Annotated in this window: 15 protein-coding genes; 1 reads left to right on the top strand and 14 read right to left on the bottom strand. The window is 43.4% G+C overall.

Features of this window, described 5'->3' with window-relative positions; all coding sequences use genetic code 11:
* Positions 1–9: 9 nt before the first annotated feature.
* Positions 10–3,156, bottom strand: coding sequence for a SusC/RagA family TonB-linked outer membrane protein (locus tag J3P37_RS15720; protein WP_256012303.1), 3,147 nt, complete (start codon positions 3,154–3,156; stop codon positions 10–12).
* Between the two features lie 375 nt (positions 3,157–3,531).
* Between J3P37_RS15720 and J3P37_RS15725 the strand changes: the two genes are divergently transcribed.
* Positions 3,532–4,311, top strand: a complete 780-nt coding sequence (locus J3P37_RS15725) for an IclR family transcriptional regulator (RefSeq protein WP_256012304.1) — start codon at positions 3,532–3,534, stop codon at positions 4,309–4,311.
* 295 nt (positions 4,312–4,606) lie between these two features.
* Here the strand turns inward: J3P37_RS15725 and J3P37_RS15730 are convergent, their stop codons facing one another.
* The 13 genes from J3P37_RS15730 to J3P37_RS15790 all read right to left on the bottom strand — a co-directional run bounded on the left by J3P37_RS15730 (position 4,607) and on the right by J3P37_RS15790 (position 24,988).
* Entirely contained in the window at positions 4,607–6,796 is a 2,190-nt protein-coding gene (locus J3P37_RS15730; RefSeq protein ID WP_256012305.1) for an alpha-L-rhamnosidase-related protein, read from the bottom strand.
* Positions 6,797–6,831: 35 nt separating this feature from the next.
* On the bottom strand, positions 6,832–8,415 hold the full coding sequence (locus J3P37_RS15735) for a sodium:solute symporter family transporter (protein ID WP_256012306.1): 1,584 nt from the start codon (positions 8,413–8,415) through the stop codon (positions 6,832–6,834).
* 2 nt (positions 8,416–8,417) lie between these two features.
* Positions 8,418–9,500 carry a Gfo/Idh/MocA family protein gene (locus tag J3P37_RS15740; RefSeq protein WP_256012307.1) on the bottom strand — a complete coding sequence of 361 codons (1,083 nt, stop codon included), beginning with the start codon at positions 9,498–9,500 and terminating at the stop codon, positions 8,418–8,420.
* 49 nt (positions 9,501–9,549) lie between these two features.
* Complete coding sequence (locus J3P37_RS15745) at positions 9,550–12,075, bottom strand: L-rhamnose mutarotase (RefSeq protein ID WP_256012308.1); 2,526 nt, start codon at positions 12,073–12,075, stop codon at positions 9,550–9,552.
* A gap of 12 nt (positions 12,076–12,087) precedes the next feature.
* Complete coding sequence (locus J3P37_RS15750) at positions 12,088–13,197, bottom strand: glycosylase (protein ID WP_256012309.1); 1,110 nt, start codon at positions 13,195–13,197, stop codon at positions 12,088–12,090.
* A gap of 46 nt (positions 13,198–13,243) precedes the next feature.
* Positions 13,244–16,021, bottom strand: coding sequence for a family 78 glycoside hydrolase catalytic domain (locus J3P37_RS15755; protein WP_256012310.1), 2,778 nt, complete (start codon positions 16,019–16,021; stop codon positions 13,244–13,246).
* A gap of 489 nt (positions 16,022–16,510) precedes the next feature.
* On the bottom strand, positions 16,511–17,404 hold the full coding sequence (locus tag J3P37_RS15760; protein ID WP_256012311.1) for a sugar phosphate isomerase/epimerase family protein: 894 nt from the start codon (positions 17,402–17,404) through the stop codon (positions 16,511–16,513).
* Between the two features lie 95 nt (positions 17,405–17,499).
* Positions 17,500–18,888, bottom strand: coding sequence for a DUF4974 domain-containing protein (locus J3P37_RS15765; protein ID WP_256012312.1), 1,389 nt, complete (start codon positions 18,886–18,888; stop codon positions 17,500–17,502).
* A 14-nt stretch (positions 18,889–18,902) separates the two neighbouring features.
* Complete coding sequence (locus J3P37_RS15770) at positions 18,903–20,492, bottom strand: sodium:solute symporter family protein (protein WP_256012313.1); 1,590 nt, start codon at positions 20,490–20,492, stop codon at positions 18,903–18,905.
* A 9-nt stretch (positions 20,493–20,501) separates the two neighbouring features.
* The gene (locus J3P37_RS15775) at positions 20,502–21,674 is read right to left on the bottom strand and encodes a four-carbon acid sugar kinase family protein (RefSeq protein WP_256012314.1); all 1,173 of its coding nucleotides are present in this window, start codon (positions 21,672–21,674) and stop codon (positions 20,502–20,504) included.
* 198 nt (positions 21,675–21,872) lie between these two features.
* Entirely contained in the window at positions 21,873–22,904 is a 1,032-nt protein-coding gene (gene pdxA, locus J3P37_RS15780) for a 4-hydroxythreonine-4-phosphate dehydrogenase PdxA (RefSeq protein ID WP_256012315.1), read from the bottom strand.
* Positions 22,897–23,838, bottom strand: a complete 942-nt coding sequence (locus J3P37_RS15785) for a dihydrodipicolinate synthase family protein (protein ID WP_256012316.1) — start codon at positions 23,836–23,838, stop codon at positions 22,897–22,899. Before J3P37_RS15785 ends, pdxA begins: the two co-directional genes overlap by 8 nt.
* Before the next feature lies 1 nt (position 23,839).
* Complete coding sequence (locus tag J3P37_RS15790; protein WP_256012317.1) at positions 23,840–24,988, bottom strand: iron-containing alcohol dehydrogenase; 1,149 nt, start codon at positions 24,986–24,988, stop codon at positions 23,840–23,842.
* Position 24,989 lies beyond the last annotated feature (1 nt).

The following is a 24,989-nucleotide window of genomic DNA, read 5'->3' on the forward strand; positions in this document are numbered from 1 at the left end:
ATTCCTGTTTTAAAATTTAACATTCACTCCGAAATTATAAATACGGGTTTGGGGGTATTGGGCAAAATTCCCTGTAGGATTTGCTCTTTCCGGATCACCACCTTCATATTTGGTAATAGTGAACAGATTATCCCCGGATACATATACGTTAATCCCGCTTGCTCCTACTTTTTTGGCAAGCAACAAGGGCAGGTCGTAAGAAACTATCAGGTTCTTGAGACGAAGGTAGGAGGCATCCTGAAGGAAATATGTTGAAGCCGCATAGCTCTGAACGCCCGGATATCCCTGTAAATAAATGGCAGGCATGGTATTACTCCTGTTTTCTGGTGTCCAGGCATTTCTCCATTTGGTTGTTGGAGCGGCACCCTGGTGAAAAGGGTCAACACCCCAGCCTACAACCCTGCTCGCAATCCCTTCTACTCCCTGAAAAAATGCGTTGAGTGAAAACCTTTTGTATCCTAAGTTCAGTCCAAATGAATAAGTAAGATCCGGATACGCCCCGCCAACCACCTGCCGGTCGTTTGCATCAACATCTCCATCGCCATCAAGGTCCTTCATCTTTAGATCGCCCGGCTTAGGGTTCACATTCTCTGCATGAACGGGGACGTTAGGGTTATTAATGTCTTCCTCCTGGAAAATGCCATCCCATATATAGAGATAATGTGCCTCCCAGGGCAGTCCGGCCCTGCGGATGCTGGATCCCTCATTTGGAACGCGAATACTTAACACTTCGTTTTTTGCGGTGGAAAGCAAAACGTTTGCTCCGTAGGATATCTGACCTACTTTGTTTTGATGGCTAAGATTTAACTCAATTCCCCGATTGCGTAATTTTCCATCATTTGTAGTTGGAGCAGCTAAACCCAGGCTTGAAGGGATTGGTTGCTGGGCGAGAATATTGTAAGTGGTTTTATTGAACCAATCGAATGTTATACCCAATAATCCGTTACGAATATCAGCGTCCAATCCAAAATCAAGCACACGTGTCGACTCCCAGCGTAAAGATTGTTCTCGAAAAGCATTATTTACAGCGCCCTGTTGCAGGGTATTATTATCAAAAGAATAAAAGACATTATTAATAGCCAGGTTATCCTGGAAAAGATAAGTACCCACATCCTGGTTGCCGAGTTCACCATAAGAGGCACGCAGTTTTAAATTACTTAACCAGCTAAGTTTGTCTTTCAGAAACTTTTCTTCTGTTATTAACCACCCGGCTGACACGGAAGGAAAGGTTCCCCATCGATACTCCGGTGATACCTTGGAGGTTCCATCGTGGCGTAGATTGGCTTCAAACAGATACTTGCCCTGAAAGTTGTAATTCACCCGCCCAAAGTATGATCTTAAGGCCCATTCTGAAGGCCCGGCCAAGCTGGGCAAACGGGGGTGATTAAAATAAAGTGTTTCCCCGCTGGGAAGGTAGCCGGTTAAGTCTTCTAAAACAGGAGCAGCAGAGTTCGTTCTTCTGCCGCGCAGGTTCTGGTTTTTATGTGATACCTGCTCATACCCCGCCAGAAACCGGAAATTATGATCTTTTCTAAATGTGGTTTCATAGGTTAGCGTTGAATACACCGTAGGGTTTATAACCTTTGAATATTGGTCAGTAACGCCAAGAACATCAGGCCCGAAGGAGTTAAATGCATGATCCGGATCAGAATCAGCTTTTTGAAACAAAAATGCCTGGTATGGACGCTGATACATCTTATAGTACTCGTCGGTATAATTCACGGCCACTTTTGTCGACCAGGTTAAGCCCTTTAACGGTTTAACATCTATGTAAGCCTGACCGTTCAAATTATATTCCTTGAAATTCTGATCGCCCATGGCATAATACTCCTGCGGATTACGGTTCCGGCCTTCAAAGGCATAAGCTTTTGAAGCCACCCGTCCACTACCATCAGGCAAAAATGGTCCATATAAGGGCCCGGCTGCGTAGATGGCAAGGGTCATACTTTCTCCTGTGAAGGGAGGCTCCTGCCTGTCTTTATAGGTTAGGTTGGCAGTAGTACCTATAGTAATATACTTATTTATTTCAGTGGAATAATTTAGCAGACCGTTATATCTCTTGAATTTATATCCTTTGATCACTGCATCCTGGTTAAGATATCCAAGAGAGAGATTGTAAGTACTTTTTTCCGTGCCGCCTGACACTGAAAGATTGTGACTACTTACGGTGGCCGGGTTTATATAATAATCGACATTGTCAAAATTAGGGTATCGATTTCGGTCGGTCGCGTTACGATACTTTTCAATCTCTTCTGGCTGGTATTGACCAGTTAAAGGATCAATGCCCTGACGTGTAGCTGCTGTATTAAACATCGTCATATATTCCGCGGAATTGGTTATCAGGTCTGGAAGTTCAGTTGGAGCATGACGACCTACGTTTAAACGGTAATTAAATACAGGTTTACCTTTTCTTCCCTTTTTTGTTGTGACTAAAATTACGCCATTAGCACCCCTGGACCCATAGATCGCCGCCGAAGCCGCATCTTTTAAAACGGTTATATTTTCTATATCCTGGGGCGAAAGGTTATTGATCGAACCGGTAACCCCGTCTATCAGTACCAAAGGTTGAATATTCGTGCCAGAACCAAAGGAGCCACGGCCGCGGATGATAAAGCTGGGATTATCCCTTCCCGGTTCTCCTGAAGGCTGGGTTACCTGCAAACCGGTGGCTCTGCCTTGCAACAAGTTGGCGGCGTTTGGAGCCGGACGTTCAGTTAAAGTCGTCCCGGAAACGGTAGATATTGAACCGGTTAAATTGACCCGTCTCTGCGTGCCGTATCCAACAACAACCACCTCTTCCAGTGCTCTGTTGTCGGTTCGAAGACTGACATTAAGTGAGGTTCGCCCTTCTAATGGCACTTCCTGCGAAATAAAACCGACATAGGTAAATACAAGGGTTGCATTAGCTGCAGGGACAGCGATCCGGAAATTTCCGCTTACATCCGTTGAGGTACTGACATCACCGCCTTTAACGGTTACGCTTACGCCCGGAAGTGATTCACCTTCGCTTGATGTTACTTGTCCTGTGATCGAAATAGCGCCCTGGGCTCTTGTTTGATTTTGAGATATGAGAATGGAAAAGAACAGGGAAAAGAAGGCGCACAGAGCTCCCCTGTTCCCCATGTAACTAAAGGGATTTAGTTTTAAAGTTTTCATAACTTTGTTAATTGGTTAATTGATCGAGAATTAGCCTTCGTAAGTATTGATTGGCAGATCAACACTTAGGGCAGGGATATTTAATATTCCTGCTTTTTATTCTGGATTTTTTTTCATGGCCATGTGTTTTTCATTTATCATTGGTTAACAAAAAAATAGTTCAGATACGAGGTAGGTTACCAATTATACGGTATGCTGCTTCTGATTTAATTACTTTTCCTGAATTTGGTAGATTCGGTTTACTATTCAAATATAAATATATTTTTCAAATATGAAAACTATATTTATATTTCTTTAATTGTACATAAAGACGAACATATTTGAATGTCCATTTAGTATGTTTGTCCGGATGTTTCCTAAACTGTCCAATTATTAATGAAAGAAAAAGCCAACAAATACCAGGCTCCTGCACTAGATAAGGGTTTGGATATACTGGAGTACCTCTCATCCAAATCTGTTCCTCTTTCGCAAACTGAAATTGCCGTTGGAATTGATAAAAGCCCAAACGAGATTTACAGAATGCTGATGAGCCTGGAAAGCCGTGGATATATTTTAAGAGATGAGATATCAGGGAAATATCGTCTTTCGTTAAAACTCTATCACCTCTCACATCGGCACTCACCTATTGATGAACTTTGTAAAGCAGCGCAGTTTCCTTTAGAAGAGTTAGCGCAAACGGTACGGCAATCATGCCATCTCAGTGTTTTATATATGAATCAGGTAATGGTGGTTCTGCATGCGAAGAGCCCTGAACCAATTGCACTTTCTATAGAAGAAGGAAACCTTTTTCCTTTGCCCCTGACAGCTTCAGGTAAGATCCTGCTTGCTTATATGACAGATAAAGACCGCTTTTCGTCTCTTGAAAACAACAGTATTTATAAAAGTTACAGTAAACAACAGAAAGAAAAGTTCCTCCAGTCTATCGATTTGATCCCAGACAATGGTTATTATATTAGAACGAGTGATCTGGCGGAAGGTGTGGTTGATATTGCTGTCCCTGTGAAACTAAATGGTTCTCGTATTATAGCCTGTATTACGGTTTCAAGGTTAACCACTTTGAATATCAACAAAGGTGTTGAGAATGAAGAGATCCTTCCTGAAGTTATTAGATGTGCGGAAAAAATTCAGAAAAAAATAGGTATGCTGGAGGGTTAAAAATTAACTAAAGAAGAAGTTCTGTTTTTCTAAGCACACGCGCTGGCTGGGCACTAGCCATGGCTATTGATGACTCTATTATCCCCCAGACTGTCCTGGGAGTTAGCGCAGCGCTCTCAGGATTCATGAATAAAAAAGAGTCTCCGACTCGTTAAGCGCCATTCTTGATGCCTAATCGAGTCGGAGACTCTCCTTCAATGGATAAATCCGTAGTAAGCAACCGGCACATTCCCCCTCACGACACTACGGACAGTGCGCACGCGCGCCGCGTGTGCAGACCAGGAATGATACCTGGTTACAACCGATACTTTACCACAAATTCCTTACCTTTTGGAATAGTGACCTCATAAATACCATTTCCTTTAGATTGTACATTCGCTCCTGCGACAGTGGGTTTAGTTTTACTCTTTAAGCGAAGCGTTCCGGTACCTGAAGGAGATTTAATCTTCACCTCAGAAGTACTGCAATAAACAGATATCTCCCCATCCGGCGTTGGAACCTTCCCTTCCATCCATTTTAAACCACCCAGATTTGGTTCAGCTATCCATGTCTGGTAAGCTGGCGAAAGCGGTTTAACACCCAGATAATATTTTCCAAGGAGATACAAAGGACTTGCCCCCCAGGCATGGCAAAGACTTTTGCCGAATTTACGCCCGTACATTTCATAGTGCTCGGCACCTTTTTTTGCAGGATTATATTCTTCCCAGAAAGAAGTAGCACCAAGTTTAAGCATGCCACCCCAGTAATCTTTCATTTCTTTCAACACGTAGGACTGCTCTCCCATGGCACATAAAGCTTCCAGCTCATAAAAACGCATGTAAGGTGTCATGATCTTTTGGATCTTGTCGTTTAACAGTACATGCTGCTTAACCTGTTGCTTTTGTGATTCTGTAAAGTAGTTGAAAAAGATTCCAAACATATTCGCATACCGGGTAACATTGTCCGTTTGCTTACCGTCAACCCTGCTATGCACCAAAGCATGCTTTTCATCATTCCAGTAGTTAGCAAAGATCTTTGTTTTCATCTCCTCTGCCAGTTGCTTATAGCGCGTTGCTCCGGCGGCATCCTTCGCAATATCTGCACTAATGGCCATGGCTTCCAGGCTTCTAGCCAAGAGTAATTGTTCGAAGCTAACTTCTCCTTTTTTACTTAAACCATCTGCCCAGTCGATAAATACCCAGTCGCCCGCCAGGCCCTCCATCATTCCATTTTTGTTCCTGCGCGACAGGCAGTACTCCATCAGGCTCTGCATACGCGGATAGAATTGTTGAATGAAGTTCTTATCACCTGTATAGAGATAGTAATCATAGATACCAATAAACCAGTAGAAGGTATAATCCATAATGGTGTTAATATGGCTCGTTACCGGATCTTTTCCTCTTAAAGCAAGGGTAGTACGCGTTACGGAAGGAGAATCAAAGAGCAGATAATAGTTCATCAGGTAGCTTTGATAAGCATCACCCGACCAGATCCAGCGATCTCTTTTAATTCCGTCGATAAAAAACTCCCGGGTGCTTAAGTGGAAAGTATATTTAGCCACATCATAGATCCGGTTAATTTCCTGGTCGGAACAGCGGAATCCTCCCCTATCAGCTACGGGCAAATACTCGTATAACATCGACACAGAGTCGAGCGACATACCCTGAGGGAGTTTCACGTTTACATAACGGAATGCTTTCGTCAACTCAGTCGTTGAATCTCTCTTCTGGAGAAAGTTCACGTCGAGCATGTCCAGGGTTTCGGCATGTTCTTCGGATAAAGCTTCTTCTTTAGATTCTCCGTAATAGATCTCAACCTTTCCTGTACCCTTTAGTCCATGAAGTCTTACATAGCCGAAAGTTTCTCTTCCAAAATCAAGCAACTGCGATTGAGATTTCCTTTCTACTTTCACGGCAGATTGCGGCTTTGTTGCCAGAGTAAACTTCGACGGAGGTGTAGATGGGCTGTCAAAATTCCAGGATGCAGCTTTTAACCAGGTAGTACCCGATTGATCGGATGCTTTCCCCGACTGGTCAATCCATTCTTTATCTTCAAAAGTAACCAGCCATGTCGAGTCGGACACAACATTTTTTCCTTTTACATAGATCGCCGGGACTCTGTCCTGGCAAAATACCTTCAGGCTCACTTTATGTTTTCCCGCTGGAATAGTGATCTTTTTAGGATATCCAAAAAAGGCTTTCCCATCGACCTTTACGTTATACTGCCCTTCCACATAGAGTTCGGCCTCTTCAGCTTCTTTTAGATCAAACACCTTATGGAAATCAATAAGTACGTAATGATTATCGAGTTTCCAGAATGGAGGCAGAAATGATCCCCTTTCGGTTCTGCGATTTTGCATTTTGTTACTAAGCCACACTTCAAAATCACCAGGATACCATATCCAGGTTGCTTTTGACTGTGACTGGGCCAATTGAGGAAGAAAAACACTTAGCAACAGTATACAGCTAAGTATGATTTTTTTTGAATTTACAATTTTTGAGCTCATTATCAGAGAGTTATATTGGTATGTTTACGTACATGCTAACTAAAAAACAGATACAGGCTTATCATTACGATACATAAGAGGGTCCAGGCTATTTTTACACGAAAAGTTGGCTTGGCAATATTTTTAGCTTCTTCGGCATCAGGTTTATATATTTCAGGTGATCTATCCAACAGCGAGATGAGGATCGCTACTGCGAACAAGAAAGCAAAGATGTAGAACGACAATAACAAGTAATGCGGCCAGAATGGAAACTTATCCGGAGTTAGTATCCAAAGGTAGGTTGCTCCTACACCTAGACTAAATGCCGAACCCACAGAAAGGGTGAAATTTACAGCCTTCCTGGTAGTACGCTTCCAGTATACGGTTAATAAGAAAACAACCGACAGAGGAGGTGCTATAAAACCCAATACTGACTGAAAAACATCAAATAAATTTAATCCTTTAATATTGTCAATCGCTAAGGCCATCATTACAGCGAACACACATCCGGCAATTACAGTCAGCCTTCCCACCTTGATGATCTGTTCATTCGTAGCGTTAGGATTCATCTTCTTTGCATAAACATCCATTGTGAATACAGTGCTAAGCGAATTAAGTGAGGAACCTATGGTTCCTACCAGCACTGCAATCAAAACCACTATCACAAGACCGTTCATGCCCGGAGGAAACAAGTTAGTCACCATGGTCATATAGGCTTCCGCCGGATCGTTGAGATTGGGGAATAGTATAAAACATAATACACCCGTAAGGATAAATAAAGGCAATGAAAGAATCTTCAACCAGCCGATGAAATTCACACCTAATTGACCCTGCTCCAGATTCTTTGCACCCAAAACGGATTGTACCATCGCCTGATCAGTACAAAAGAATGCTATTGCTGCAACAGGATAACCTAATAATATGGCAGGCCAGGGATATTTTTCATCACTGGCTGGACGGATCAGATCCCAATAGTGAGCAGGAGCACTGTTATAAACCTCGGAAATCCCTCCAACCTTCATTATCCCAAGCACTGTTAAGGTCAGTGAAACCCCTATCAGCAAGATCATCTGGAAGACGTTCACCCGAGCAATAGCTTTCAGACCTCCGGCATAAGCAAAAATCCCTGCAAAAAGCACTAAAACGATCACGGATTCCCACATGGGTATACCTAATATCTGCCTTACGAGAAAACCTCCGGCAAATAAGCCAAGAGATAACCAGGAGATCAGGATCTTGATCAGAGCGTACCAGGCCAGAATATTCTGGGTGGAATCACCATAACGGTTACCCATAAACTCGGGCATCGTAGAAACTTTAGCAGCCAGATATTTCGGAGCAAAAACCAATGCCAGCAGCATTAGAAAGACGAAGGCGTACCAATCAAAGTTCAGGGCAACGATACCTGTGCTGTATCCGATACTGGCAAATGCAAGTAGCATGGATGGCCCCACATTAGTGCCCCACATGTTGAAACCGATACTCGCCCACCCTAAAGACTTATTAGCAAGAAAGAGGGTTTCACCCTCTTTCTTTTTATCAGAAAAGCTTGCCCGGTAACCAATTACAAATAAAATGACCAGGTAGGCAACAACTATAGCATAGTCGAGTATGGTTAAGCGTTCTACGATACTGCCCATAATTAGAGACTGATAGATTCGCGTGAAATATTATAAGCTTTCAACATATCATCCACTTTCACGGGAAGTCCGGTTGCCAATGATTTGTCCATTGCCTGTAATAAGGCAATAGTACCGATACCTTCTTTAAGATCCGGATAAGCGGTTGTGTTCTCGTTAATGCTATCGGCAAAGTATTCGAGGTAATTCTGGTACTCACCGGCATGATGGCTTTTGCCTTCGAAGCGGAAATAATGTTTCAGTTTATGCTCCCAGGTGATCACTTGTTCCTCACCAGTATTAGTAGTTACCGCATAACGCAGATCCATATAATCAGCCTGACTACAGCCCTCCGTTCCGCGGAGAATACAGCTCATCTCGCTGTCGCGGATGACAGGCTGCACAGGTCCGGTATAAGCACCACTCACACGGGCAATCCTACCGTCCTTAGCTTTGAAAATAAAATGCATAGTATCATGGTTTTTTAAGCCTTCTTTGGCACCGTTAGCACTAAGCATTCCGTAACCCATTACTTCTTCTATATCCGGAAGATACCAGCGAATAAAATCAGTGGGGTGACTTAAGCCTCCATATAGCCATTTAAACGATTGTTTTAATGACCAGCCTTTCTTTAAAAACCAGCGGTGATCAGCATGATAATATCCTTCGATGGTGATCAGATCACCAATTAGACCGGCCTCAAAATCTTTTCTCTGGCGTTTAACAGGCTCGAAGAAACGTGAGCTTTGTCCCACAAACACTTTCTTGCCTGTTTTGGCTGCCACTTCCAGAAGTTCGTTGGCTTTGCCTAGATCGTCGATAAAAGGCTTGGTACAAACTACATGTTTATCATGCAGAAGAGCCTGCTTTACGTGTTCAGCATGAAGATGATCTGGAGTATAGATAGCAATCACATCAATTTCTTTATCATCCAGCATCTCCTGGTAAGATGTAGTATAATTGTGAAAATCGAACTCCTTTGCACGCTGGCGGCACATCTCTTCGTTCATATCACAAATTTTCTTTAACTCCCATTTTTCGCTTTGGAGCGCAGCGGAGATAGTACTGCGGCCTTCGCCAAGACCTAATATTCCTAATTTTAGCATTTTATTTTCGTTGATATTCAAATCTGTTTAACGTTAGTATTTCAGTTACTTACAACTTCTTTTCTAAAAACACCCAGGTTTCACCCGGCTTGGTTCCTTCAATACCTTCCTGGTACTTTTTCATTAAGTTATTCCACTCATCAACCCGTGGATTGTTCTCCGTAGTTTTTGGGTTCAGTTTATCGAGACTTTCGCCTTTCGGGATACTGATGATAAGCATCAGCTGGTCTCCATTCCTGAACATAATTAACTGCTGGAAGTTGGCATTACAAAAACCCTTTGATACCTCCGGCCACATTTTAAACTGGGTGGCATGATAATCCATGTATTCCTTTTGCAGGGTCTGATCTTTCACCAGGTTTGCCGTCAGCAGGATATGATCCCATTCTTTAACTCCCTGCGCTCCGGGGCAATTTTTCAGCCGGTTAAATTCATAAAAAGGAGCATTGTAAGTCTTTGTGTAACTTTCAGGAAAGCCTGCTTTGAGTTCAGCACTTATTTTGTCCGGGTTTTGTATCGCACCATAGATCACGGTATGATTCTTCCATTGATAAACGGCGTCACCCTGAATTCCATTCTTCCTGCAGATCTCTTTAATTCTTTCAATATTATGGACAGAGCCTTCCTTCCCAATCAATTCGATAACTTTTGTCCTCTCAGAACGGTTGATCTCCCAGTTTTTAGAAGCCGGAGCTTTTTCTTTCAGAAGATAGCGGAACTTATCCTGTAATCCGGCTTTCAGCCTGATACTGTCGGCAACCTGGGGACCGTTGTTTTCCCAGACGTTACCCGGACCGTTTGCATTCTGCAGGTATTTATCAGAAGGAGTCCAGTTGTTTTTTACCGTAAAGAAAGAGGAGCCTTCATCTGTATACAGATAAAACCAGTGATTAGGATCATGAGCATAGGGCGCTTTATAAATGCTGTCAATATAATTTTCTGCTATAACCGAAGCCGGCTGAGCCGAAAGCGTGTAAATGGACGAAACATCATACATATGCTTCGCATAGCGGTAGATCTTGTTAGCCACGATGCGGTTATTACGCATTGTGTTGACCGTAGGCGACCATCCCCAGCCCATTGAAATGCCCATATAAGACACCTCGCTGATGTCGTTATGTTCAATTTTAATTCCTTTTACATAACCTGCACTGATACCTATACAGCCCCAATCCTCATTTGCAGCATCGGTTACCAGGTTATTACTCACGGTTACATTGGTGCATACATCCCTTTCATCTTCAGGATTATAAGGAACATGCACTTCGTGGGCCTCATCAGAATATACCCCCACATGAATAGCAGTTCCTCCAATATCTTTAAACAGGTTTCCGTTTATCAGGTCGTTCCTTGTTCCGCGATGGTAGTCTAGTCCGGTCGAAGCCAGATGCTCAAAACGGCAAGCCTCAAAGCCTGTATTACTAGCAAATGCCACCTTTACAGCCGCAGCGGGGCGACCAACCCAGGCCTGGTTTTCCATGCCCTTTTTATCGGGTGTTCCCGGGATCTTTAGCTTATAGGCATCCAGCATATACATTCCCGACTGGTGAGGAACATGGCCTTCCTTTGATGGACGTAACCAGCTGGAATGCTGAAAACCGATACTTTTGAAAAAAACAAAAGAAACCGGACGATCGATAGTCCCCTGCATAGTTACCAGTGTTTCCAGGTAAGGAATAGTAACATTCGCAGAAGTTAGATTCTCGTTGTTCCTTGGCCAGTAATAGATCTTACGCCTCTCTTTATCCAGAAACCACTCTCCCGGCTCATTTAAGAACTCCGCAGCATTTGAAAGAAAAAAAGCGGAGTTGCCAGTTTGCTTTGAAAGCCAGGGTGCAGGCCAGGGATGTTCAGACTGGATCCTGCTTTCTGGCTGATGAAATGATAGTTTTGCACTATCGCCTTTTACCTCAACAGATTTAATCCTTAAGTTGGCGATTGCCCACCACTGGTGGATCTGCATTTCGAGCCCTTTAGCCTTCGTCACATCAACAGACGGCTTTGGGATCCAGCAAGTTTGCTCTTTGTGATTCCATGAAAGGATCCGGTTCATTAAGCCCTCGGGAGTATCCTTCGCGCGGGTAGCCTTTACGTTATTTACCCATAGCTGTCTGAAGTCCAAAACCTGATCCGCGATCAGGGGTGCATCAACCTCCCAAATTTTGCCCTGAGCGCTTACAGGTATACCTGCGATATTTGATGAAGCTTTCTTCCAGCCTCCCACTTTAATGCCGCCACTTATAACCGGAGATTCGCCGGGTGCTGCCTGAAAGATTGTAGGACTGTCAGCAGTACCTGAGTCTTCAGGACGTATAACAATTGGTTCTTCAAGGGAATAAACCCCTCCTCTTAATATGATTGTAATTCCTTTTGTTACTGAAGGATCGGATAAACGTCTCAACTCCCTTGCCTTTCTTAAAGCCTGGGCTATATCAGCCATCGGTTTACCTTTAGTACCCGGATTCTGATCATTTCCATTTGGAGCCACCCAGATTTCAGCCGCTTCAGTGCTCGCCAGCGAGAGCGCAAAAAATATAACAGCAGCAACAAGGTATTTTGAAAAAGCTTTGTACATTTTATTTAGCCGTTACTTACTTTTAATATTGAAACTGACCTTGCTCTTTCCAAGGTCTTTTGAAGTAGCTACTGCTATTCCGCGTTGCTCTTTTTTATTCACTGCACAGTAGTAATGATATACAATACCTTTGTGTTTTACCACAAAAGATTTATGTGCATACAATTCATCATAGGGTTCTGAGGATTGCACAAGGTTCTCGCCTGTCCAGTCAGTCCAGTTCACCATGTCTTTAGAAACTGCAAAACGATTAAACGCGCCTTTACGATCCTGCCAGAAAGCACCGAAATAAAACATCACCCATACATCGTCCATTTTCTGAACAACGGCGTCTCCCGTTATACCAACCGGGTGATGTACAACGGGCTCCGGATTAAAGCGTTTCCAATTTTTCATATCATCAGAAACCGCCATGCCGATACGTTCAAACCAGCGGGTTTTAATGTTGTTCTTTGCAGAGTCACCGTTTGCATTGTAGTACATTACGAAGGGATGTCCTGTTGTTTTGTTTTTATCCCAGACCACACTGCTCTTAAAAAGCTTACGATTTTCCCACCAGCGAACATCAGCGTCCTTTGAGCTGAATAAGGGCTTGTCAAAACGCTGCCATTCATGAGCCTTTGCGGGGTCACCTGTAGTATAAGCCATTCCAATGCTCAAATCTCCTGCCTCATATCCTTTTACCGCCCCCCCAAAGTACGACATCCAGTATTTTCCCTTGTATTTCTTCAGTTTGTAATTGCCGCCCCATTTGTTATCCTGCAAAGCAATATATCCGGCTCTCTGGCTTCCGTCCCATTCAGTAGAATCTCCGAAGGACATGATACGTCCCTGCGTCTCCCAGTTAAGCAAGTCCTTACTTTTTGACAACCAGGTTTCGTACCCCCTGCCGTCAAAGATCACGTAGGTCATGTACCAGTATTTTCCTTTTCGGAAAACGCTAGGACAATCCATTTTCTTTGAATCACTATCCGGCACTATGATCAGTCCGTATTTATGAGGCGTTTTTATTTCGTTGTATACTTCCTGCATCCGGGCAGGTGAAACTTCATTTTTTTGCTGCGCTACGGAAGCGAGGCCAAAAAACGATAAAGCGGATAATAGGATAAGTGTATTTCTCATGTGTGTTATTTGAAATTTTTAAATCGCCTGCAACAGATCCCGATTCCTAGAGATCTACTACAAAGCGGTAAGCGCCCGATCCAAGCTCAAGCAGGGTACGACCATCTTTGTACCCGGCCGGTTTAACATCAGGATGGTTAACAATTGCTTTTCCGGATTCTTTTACCTGGCTGATTTCTTTCGCCGGTAAAAAAACAGTGGCTTTTGTGTTTGCTGGTATTTCTATGTTCAAATCAAAACCATTTGCAGATTTTTTCCATTCACATCTGATCAGTCCGTATGGAGATTGGTAACTGGTTTTAGCAAAGGTTACATCTCCAACTACTTCAGGTTTGATTACAATCTTATTGAAAGCCACTGAACCATCCGCCCCCCTGATACCACCAAGCCCGCTGTAAAACCACTCCATCAAATGCCCCAACATTAAATGGTTATTCGAAACGGTAGGCAAAGCAGCCCAGGATTCAGTTAATGCTGTGGCTCCTTTTGCGATCTGATAGCCATAACCCGGAACATCAGACCTGCTGTTCATATCAAAGATCACGTCCGACCGGCCCTCATTTTCGAGTACCCGTAATAAATAACGATGTCCAATGTCTCCTGCGGTTAGAGCATTATTTCTGTCCCGGATATCTTTTATCAGATTAGCAAGCACCGCCGGTCTGTCAGCGGGTTCAACCAGGTTCATGTAAAGAGCCATCGCGTTCGCGGCCTGACTGCCTGTAGCATATTGTTTAGTTCCTTTATTGAAAAAAGTTCTATTGAAAGACGCTTTAACCGCAGCAGCCAGTTTCCTATATTGTAAGGCCTCTTTATTCCTCCCCATCATTTGAGCAATGCTGTCCATGATATTCAGATCGTAATAATAGATCGCCGTACCAGTTACGCCCATTGGTGTTAGCTGCGACACACCCGGTGGCTTCGGCCCCAGATCATACCAATCGCCAAGGCCCTGGTACAAAATATCATCCTTTGCTTTTGTCTGAAGATAAGCAATGTACCGTTGCATCATGGGATAGCTCGAAGAAAGAGCTTGTTTATCACCATACCATTGATACAAATACCAGGGCAGGATAATAGCGTTACTTCCCCATTCAGGTGAGTCCCGGAACATTCCGTCTCCCCATTCAAACTTCACATATTCAGGAGAAGTTTCAGGTATCAATCCGTCCTCTAACTGAGAGGTTTTCATATCCTGGATAGTTTTGCGACCTAAATTAGCAATATCGTAATTGTATCTTATGCCAGGCCCTACGAGGTGAACTTCCTCCAGCCATCCCAGCTTTTCGCGGTGCGGACAATCGGTAAACACACTGGCCATATTACTTTTTACTGCCCAGTCAATAAGTTTATCCGTTTTGTTAAAAAGTTCATTGGACGAAGTGAAGGTTCCGGTTCTCTCCGCTGCATTACGCGTATGTAAGCCTTTCACAGCCAAAAGCTGAGGCAGTTCTTTCTTTGCATTTGTTTCGTTACCGGCAACACTCCTTTTCACTTCCAGATACCGGAAACCGTAATAGGTAAAGCGCGGCCTCCAGGTTTCTTCTCCCTCACCTTTTAGTATGTAGGTGAAATAAAAAGGTCCTCCTGTTGCACGTTGAGTCACAGAGCCATCTTTAGTTAACAACTCTCCCGGAGCAACCCTCACTGTATCTCCCTTCTTACCTTTCACCTTTATTTCGATGATTCCTGAAGCGTTTTGTCCGAGATCAAAAACGAGATTTCCGTTTTCAAGCGTCGAGGTGTTTACAGGCACAAAGTTTTCGAACACTTTCAGGGGCTCTGCCATTTGAGAGTGAAGCTTCGGCGGCCCTTCCACTACAAGTACAGGCTTCCACGATTTGTCATTGAAAGAAGGGGTATCCCAACCTTTTTGTTCCAGGGTAGCGTCATAATCTTCACCGCCATAAATGCTGGAAAAGATCACAGGGCTTTTTGACGTCTTCCAGGTGTTGTCACTAACTATATTTTCGGTGGTACCATCGGTATATTCAAGAAGTACCCTGCTTATCATTTTTGGGTAGCCGAAAGAAGTTTTTAACTTCCGGAAACGGCCTTTTACCGGAGGTACGTAGTAAAAGCCATTGCCTAACATTACGCCAATAGCATTGGCCCCATTTTTTATCTGATCCGTGATATCAAAACTTACATATAAAGCTTCCTTGTCATATTTTGTCCACCCAGCATCAAGAAAATGATCCCCTACTTTTTTTCCGTTTAAACTTAATTCGAAATGCCCGAGACCTGATATGAAGGCAGAGGCTTTTTTTACTTTCTTTTTAACGATGAAATTTTTCCTTAATAAGGGCAGTACATTGTTAGTACTGATCTGGTCTTTTTTCCTGTCGGTAACCAGGGAATAGACCAGGGAATCAGGAAGGCGTTCGTAAGCGATCCATTTTGCCCCTTTCCAGTCGGTTGCTTCAAGAAGTCCCATTTGAAAACTTTCTACAGTACTCCAGGATGTAGAATGACCTTTATTATCCCAGATCATTACTTTCCAGAAATAAGTACTGGCCGCCTTCAATGGCTTGCCTGAGAACTGAACCTGAATGGAGGCTGCAGAAGCAACTTTTTTCGAATCCCAGATATTTCCGGTATTGCCTCTCAGTTTTGCCGGATCATCAGAAACCAAGATCCTATAGGCAGATTGCGTAACATTTCTTTCGGAAGATTTGATCTTCCAGCTAAACCTTGGGCTGGTAATATCAATTCCCAGAGGGTTCACCCTGTATTCACACCTTATATCATCAAGCTTAAGGCTTTGAGAAAAGCACTGAAGAGAAATTAGTAGTGCAAACAGTATAGATGTAAGTTTATGCATGTGCCTGAGTAAAAAAAGCTTAGCAACCGGAATATTTTCCCGGTGAAGAAATTAGTCAGGTTGGTCAGCTTAATACAAAAATATAGGCAGGCAGTAGTTGTTTTTTATATCAAGTTCTCTATGTATTGTAGGATTTTACCATGAGCGAGAATCCAAATGACTTACCGTCATTTGGTACAAGATACGGAATCTCCATAATCATTATGCCAATCCTGAATCAACTTTAGGACGACACAGAAATAATTTAAAGCGCGAAAAACAAATATTTCTACTGCACTTTATTGAGAGCGTCATGCCGAATTTATTTCGGCACCTCTTGAACAAATACAGTTAATAAGATCTATGGACCCAGATATGAGAGACCTATATGAAGAAGTTTGAAAAAAGACTTCGACATACATGATGCTGCCTGCTTATGCAAGAGGTCCTGAAACAAGTTCAGGATGACGAAGTAATAAATTAAGGTCCGAAACATACTTCAGGATGGCTTTATGCCCCCTGAAAAACCTTCTTCATATACTTTACATTCGCGGTAAAGTTCTTCCTTACGTTAGTCGGATCCTTCTGATCGCGGGAGCGTTCAATAACCAGCCAGCCTTTCCAGCCCATATCATCCAGGGTTCGCTTTACCTTGTACATATCTAAGCGGGTGTTATTTTCTAACCAGACACCGTCTTCATCGGTGCAATGAATCTGGCAAATACGTTTCTTTCCAAGGATCCTCAATTCCTGATACAGATCCCTGCCCTCTTTGAGCGGGTTTGAGAAATTGAAATAGATTTTAATAGCAGATGATCCTATTTCTTTTAACAACGCAACCTCAGCTTTTGCATCCAGCGACGTTTCTATTCCTATAACTACGCCGGCTTTTTTAGCCATTTTACCTACTACTTTTAAACGCTCCACTATTGCAGGACGCAACTCCGGATTCTTCACCAAATCGCCCTGGATTCCTAATGGTAAAAACGCAGTCTTAACATTCATTGCCTTCATAGTATCTATGCAATCCTGCACCATGCGTTGATAGGTTGGACGTTTTGCAAAAGATTGTGCATAGAAGCCCGTCATCGCTAATGAACAAATCTCCAGGCCTAGTTCTTTAGCTTTATCCAGGAATTGTTTTCTCTGCTCCGGATCGGCAAGCTTGCTGTCGAAAGTTTCCCTGTTGCCCAGGCCGCCCATGTCGAGTTCCAAACCATCGGCTCCCAGCTCTTTTGTGAGTTGGAAGGCGCTAAGTTTTTGCCGTTTCAATATCATTAAATCGATCACAGCAATTTTATAAGGCTGCTTTTTAGCAGCAAAAGCCCAGGCTTTACTATCAGGCAGACAAAATCCTGCTGTTAGTAAAGCTGCATTGCGTAAAAACTCTCTTCTGTTTTGCATGTTGTACGCGTTAAAAATATCGCTTTAGCGAGTCGGAGACTCTTATTTATTTATGAATCCTGAGAGCGCTGGGCTAACTCTCAGGATCGCTTAATTTATTTAATACTATCTTCAAAAATCCTTTCTAATTCCTCAAAGCTCTTAACTGCATTTGCCGGTAGCTTTTCGCCTTTCTCTCCGAACACATACATAGCTGGAAACTCCTCAATCGTTACTTTAGATTCATCAAACTTGCCGGCGGCATCCCGTACAGCCTTAGCATTCATCTTAAAATGTTTGCCAAGAAATTCGTACAAAGCATAGCGTTTATTAACGCCATAGTCGTGTCCTTCAGCAGGAAGATGAGTATTTTCAACCAGATCAGATTTTCCATAGAACCCGTAGATCTTCTGAACAAAAGGGAACTCTACTTTCGGAACCTGCTGAGTCCAATCTTTGCCATCGGATATAGCCAGTTGTGGCCTTGGAGCCGCCATTGCTGCTATTTCTGCATTGTTGGTACCTCCACCACAAAGATGTACACCCATACCGCTTTCACATGGGCAGCCCCCACTGTGGTATGAAGAAAGCATCACTACCGGAACACTAAGCGTGATCCTGTCGTCTAAAGCAGTAACCAGCATTGTCTGACTTCCACCCCCAGAACCTCCTGAGATTGCAACCCGTTTTGGATCAGCATACTTAAAGGAAAGCATCCAATCGAGGATACGTTCGCTGTTTAAGAACTGTATGGTTTGCGCAAGAGCCTGCCGATGGTCTTGCGGTTTAAATTGCAGCAATGATTCTCCCCAGGCAAACAGGTCGTAACTGAAAGCCATTGCTCCCATTTTTGCCTGCATCGCACAACGGTATTGAGCATCTGCGCGGTACCGACCGTTTCCAAAGTGCCCATCAGGATTTAAAATGACAGGGATCTTTCCTTTCGGCTTAATGGGTTGATACAGAGATCCGCACACGTATACACCGGGCAGTACTTCCAAAGCAACGTTTTCTACTGTATACCCTTCAAAGGTCCTTTTGTTGGTGATAATCGGCTTGCTCTTAGGCCTTGCAGGAAGCACCGTCAGGCGTAGTGCCTCGCGCATGCAGCTTTTTAATTCGGATTTCCTTTTTTCCCAGGAAGGAACGTCATCATACAATGTTGAAAGGTACTCCAACTGCTCCCTCCCCTCCGCAGGAGTCTTCAAATGATATCGGAAATTATCAAGTTTATACTTACCTTCTCCTTCCTTTGTAAACGTAATATCCTGTGACGACAGCACATTGGACAATGTCTTTTCCAGATCCGGACGGAACCTCCATCCTGCATAACTTACAAAGCGATCTTTTACTAGGTCTTCCGAATAACGGATCTTAACCTTGTACTGGTTCTCGATCTGTGAAATCACCTCCTTCAGAGGTTTCTTAAAGGCATCATCGGAAGTTTGAGCAAAAGAAGAGCTTATTAAAGCTAAAAAAAGAACACAAAAAAAGATTTTTTTCATAAGGTTACAACTGTCTAGCCTGGCTCATTAATTAAACTTTTCTCTTCTGCCTTCCGCTCTCTTCTTGCGTCCCTCCAGCCACTAAAAAGCAGATTTTTATCCAATACTGGTTTAGGGAAGAATAGACTGGCAACATAGCCTACAATAATTACGACAAGGTGACTGTATACGCCCAGCATAAGTTTATTATGAGTAAAGTTATACTCGCCCATATCCAGCAGAAGGCTTTTATTTTCGCCCAATCCAATCTTTGTGGAGGTTAAAAACGCATAAGAAGTAAATACAACGCAAACCGCTATCGCGATATTAATTCCCTGCCGGTTGGCTCTCGAGCTCAGCAATCCTAACAGAAAAATCCCGACTATACCACCCGAGAAGATAGCATATAAAGTAAACACAATACCTAATACCCCTTCATCTCCGGCATTTATATAAATCGCACCGATGAGTATCGAGACTAGGCCGGCAACAACAACAAAGATCTTACTGACTTTTAAATATTCTTTGTCCGGACGATTAGGACGCATTTTTTTGTAATAATCTTCAACACCTACTGCTGCCAATGAGTTTAAATCAGCACTAAGACTGCAAATTGCCGCGGAGATCATCGCAGAAAGTATAAAGCCGATCACTCCTGTCGGTAACTTTGTCATGATGAAATAAGGAAATACTGCATCCGAGCGTATCCCTTCAGGTAAAGGTTGTTGCTTATAATAAACAAATAATGCTGTTCCTATAAACATAAACAGAGTCCATACCGGCACTGTCAAGAGGATACCCATCAATGAAGCTCTGATAGCCGCTTTATCGGTTTTCGCTGTCAGATACCGCTGAACTACAGTTTGGTCTGTCCCGTATTTTTGAATGGCATAAAAAGCGCCGTTTATCACCATAACAATAAAGGTAAGCCTGGTAAAATCCAGATCATAAGGACCAAAACCGGCTCTTCCATGTTGATCCGCAATCTTAAGTACTTCGGATGCTCCACCGTCAATAGAAAAAAGAATAACCGAAAGACAAAGTATACCCGAAGCAAATAACATAAAACCCTGGAATACATCCAGCCATATTACCGCTTCGATACCGCCCATTAAATTGACTATAATAATAATGATCCCCACAACCACGATGATCGCAAAGGTATTACCTCCCGTCATATTGGTAAGGGCTATTGATAACAGAAAGAATACAGTTCCCATGCCGGAAAACTGTCTGAGAACAAAGGCAATAGAGCTGTAATACCGGGCAAATAAGCCGAATCGCTTTTCAAAGTACTCATAGGTACTTAGTCCGATCACCTTACGGTATAAGGGAACAATAAACCAGATAGTAAACATTAAAACTATCGGTACCATTAAACCCTGAACCAGTAATATCCAGTTCGACGAATACCCCTCACCCGGGTAACCCAGGAAGGTAACACTGCTGATCAGCGTTGCAAGAAGCGACATACCGATGGCCCATGCGGGCACCCTTCCGTTTGCAGCAAAATAGGTTTTGGTCGTGTTTTGATTACGTGAGAATCTAAAGCCGAAATACAGCGTAATCAATAACACAGCTACTATGATAACATAGTCAATTATACTCAATATTGGGTTGTCCATTATCTGTGGTTAGTTTTGTTCTTCAGCTCCTGAGAGCGCCCAAACTTGCGCCGGCCAGTTATAACTGCCAGGCTTTAATGTTACATATAAATTTTCAAATCCACTTACTTTGGTTCGAATAACTCCGGTACTGTATTCATAAACCGGACGTAAAACAGTAATTGAAAGCTGGTTCAGCACACTGGATGCAGTTGAACCACCTTCAATTATCAATTCATTGATGCTCACGCTTTTAAAAACCTGTTTCACCACATCACTCATTATCTTCCTTAGCTGGACTGCATTGGCAGATCCCTTCAGCCCTGGCTGTATAGCAATGACAGCAGTACCATGTTCAGCAATCAAATTTGAAATTTCTGTAGTCCAAATTTCTAGTTCATCTTCTCTTTCGGGATAGGACATCAAACTTGCAGGCATATAGCTTACGGGGCCACCCGACTGAAACACTCGTTTAACATTTTCATTACTGCTGGCAAAGGCACTTCCGCACACAAACAATTTGTTACTTCCTGGTTGATCGTGGTTTTGCAAAGACTCATTCCTGAAAAAACCCGAACGACGCAGTAGCGCCTTAAAAAAACCTGAGGCACCAGCTAGCAGAGTTTCTTCGTGGGGAACTTTTGCCCAATCATCCAAATCTGAAGCCAGCGCTGCCTCTCCTATTACAATGCCCTTTTCCGGCAGAGATTGTGTATGTTTTTTTACAGAGACCGTTCCCTTGGCGCCCACTAGCCTTAGTACATCGGAAGATCTTGCCGGGAATTCTGGGTCCTGCGAAAAGCCACTTTCAGCAATCGGTTTTCCCTGAATATAATATATCCCCTCTTCTATGGTTCTGCCTAAGTCGGGATTAGCAGGAACAAGTAGGGCCCTTTCATATCCCAGAACTCGTAGTTGCGCCATGATCTCATCAGCCACATATCCCCTCAGAACTGAATCTACCTTTTTGAAGATAAATTCAGGCCTCAGCCCAATGATTTGCCTGGTTATTTGCATCATATCTGCTAGTGCATCATCGAGGGGTTTAGACCTTGTATCCGCAGCTACCACTAACAGGTCAACACCCACAGGTAGCGAAATACCAGCTATTTCAGTGGTTATCTCCACGCTCAGTCCGTAGCTCAAAGCTATTCCACCGAGTTCCGCGGCGCCTGTTAAGTCATCAGCAATAACGGCAATCATTGGGTTTTATTTCTTATTATTCTTTATTCTTCTTCAGGTACACGCGCGTCAGCAACAGGCTTAATCGAGTCAGAGACCCTCATCTATTAGTTAATCTGTGACTCCGCTTCGCTAAGTCTACAGACAGACCTTGAGGGGCAATTGATGATTAGCGCAAGCGTGCCGTGTGCTAGCAAAACAAAATTGCAGGACGCCCCTTTATTTCTTATTTTTTGAAAGCTGCACAGCCGATTCAATCGCCAATACCATGGCATCAGGACTGGCAACACCTTTACCTGCAATTTCGAAAGCCGTTCCGTGATCAACCGAAGTACGGATTATCGGCAAGCCCATAGTGATATTAACTCCTTTTACGCTATCCATTTGTTGTTTGTCGGCATTCCATTTAAAACCCGTGAGCTTAAACGGAATATGTCCCTGATCATGGTACATCGCTACGACACCTCCAAAATACCCGGTAGCTGCTTTTGAAAACATAGTATCAGCCGGAACTGGTCCTTCCACATCGAAACCTCTCCGCTTAGCCTCCTCAACCGCTGGCAGGATCTCCTGGTCATCCTCTGTACCAAACAAACCAGAGTCTCCCGCATGAGGATTTAATCCGGCAATTCCGATTTTAAGATTGGTTTCACCCAGGCTTATCAATCCATTGTGTAAAAGTTCGGTAACTTCCAGGATACGATCCTTTTTTACCAGATCGCAAGCCTGGCGAAGCGATACATGTGTAGATACATGGATCACCTTCATGTTATTTTCAACCAGTAACATGGCGTATTTTTTTGTTCCGGTATACTGCGCGTAAATTTCAGTATGTCCGGCAAAGTGATGCCCGGCCTCGTTGATCGACTTTTTATTGATCGGGCCTGTAACCGTAGCATCAACTTCCCCCGCCAAAGCTAAGTCAATTACCTTTTTAACTGCTTCAAAAGAAGCTGCGCCTGCCATTGCTGAGATCTCACCAAACCTCAGATCTGAAAGCTCGACGTTTTTCAGATCCAGCACATCCACAGTTCCCTGAACAAATCTAGCATCCGCTACTTGTTGAACCGGATTTATCGTCGCCTGCAAACTAAGTTTGCTAATGATATCATTGAAAACACCTGCGTCTCCAACCAATATTGGACGGCAAATGTCATATATTTTATCTAGTAAAAGTGCTTTAATGGCAATCTCAGGTCCAATACTGGCCGGATCACCCATAGTAATTCCTATAATAGGTTTATCAAACATGTGTTAAAGAGATATTTATTTGAATATTTTCTTTTCTGATCAATTCGTGCAGTGCGTCTAAAAGCAGCAATTGTTCCTCGGCACTTACTTCCTGTAAGGGAGGCATCATGCACGGTTTACACAAGCCATAGTCGCTCATCAGAACCTTAAGCGCCCCTAACGATTCACCTAATGTTCTGTCTGACTGATACAAGCTTCCCAGCAAGTCAGATTGCGTCTGATAGTAGTAGGCTTTTTCATGATCGCCATCCAGCACAGCCTGAGTCATTTCATAATATAATCCAGGATGCAGGTTGCCCGTGCTTGGTATTAAGCCATCACCACCATTGATCAACGCATATGCGGATTTTGCCGCCCATCCCAGAAAGTGACTAAAGTCCGGCCTGTCTGCCCATAAACGCAAGGATTCATCCAGCCTGTTTTCACAACGTTCTGAATCTTTGGTACCTACTATGTTCTCATGATAACTCAATTCCTCTATAACGCTTAAAGGTATAGACATGTGTGTCGTAGCAGGAATGTTATAAATGATCAATGGCCCATTCAGCTGATTGGCGAGATCTTCGAAATACCTTTTTATCTGATCGTTTGACAGGCGGTAATAAGTCGGCAAAGTCGTGGCAACAGCATCTATTCCTTCGTCGAAGCAGCGCTTTGCAAAATCTACCGACTCTTTAAAGATGTTCGAGGAAATACCTGCATATAAAACAGTACCGGGCTTTTTATTGGCAACGGCTGCTTTTAGGTAATCTTTTTTAATTGAGTTGGACAAAGATGCCGACTCCCCCGTGGTTCCAAGGATAAAAGGTAGAGCATCATTTTTATACAGGTGTGAAAATATCTTCTCTACTGCCCCGTGGTCAAGTTTATAATCCGCTGTAACAGGAGTTACTACCGGCACTATGGTTCCCTGATATTTTTTTTGTTTGTTCATTTTAGTAGGCTGCTGTATAAATTGCAATAGCGTCTTCCAATGTGATAAGGCGCGGATTATTTTTTAGTAAACGTGTTATTTTCATTGCATCTTCTGCCATAGATGGGATAGCGCTTTCGGGAATGTCCAATTCTGAAAGTCTCGCCGGAATGCCGCATTCCTTTATCAGTTCTCTTATTTTCTCTACTCCTTTAAAAGCCGTTGCAGTAGGATCTGCCTCCGGAGAACAACCCAAGGCAAGCGCTACATCCGCATAACGCCGTGGAGCCGCAGCAATATTGAACTCCATTACATAAGGCAGTAAAAGAGCATTCGACAAGCCATGAGCCAGATGAAACATGCTTCCCAGGGGATATGACAAGGCATGCACGCCTGCTGTATTTACGGGTCCCAGACAAAAACCTCCAAGCAAGCTTCCCATCGCCACCTGGGTACGGGCCTCTTCATCAGCACCATTTTTCACGGCGGTAACAATGTTCGCAGCAATTAAGCGCATTCCTTCAAAAGCATACATATCAATAAAGGGCTGAGCAAATTTATTGGTATAGGCTTCCAGGCAATGCGTCAATGCATCCAGGCCCGTTGCTGCCGTGATAGCCGGAGGAACGCTCATTGTCAAAAGAGGATCCACATATACAGAGTCGGGCACAAGAAAGGGACTTATGATGCCCTTTTTCTGGTTGTCTTTATTATCTACAAGGATTGCATTTGGCGATGCTTCACTTCCGGTTCCGGAGGTAGCAGGCACACAGATCAGTTTCTTCTTCCTTCCCTTTAGCAAACCAATACCTACAATATCTTCCAGGCTTTGCTCGCTTTCCAATTGTGCGGCTACCAGCTTGGCTATATCAAGGACGCTTCCCCCGCCAATTCCAAGAACGATGTCTGAATTAAAAGGCGAAACCTTTGTCATCAGCGCTTTGAAATCGTCAAAAGAAGGCTCCTGCGTAATACTCGTGTCAACCAAGACCTCCAGGCCCTCGCTCTGCAGCTTTTCAATTAAAGACTGCAGCGATGTTAATAAGGGTTCTATAGTTACGATCAGAACTTTTGCCGGCGACGATGCAACAAGCTCCTCCGTTAAAGATGCTAATGATCCTTTCCCAAATATTAATTTTCCCGGAAAGTGAATTTTTAATTCCTGGCTCATA

It is taken from the genome of Desertivirga xinjiangensis, from assembly GCF_024436435.1.
GTDB lineage: Bacteria > Bacteroidota > Bacteroidia > Sphingobacteriales > Sphingobacteriaceae > Desertivirga > Desertivirga xinjiangensis.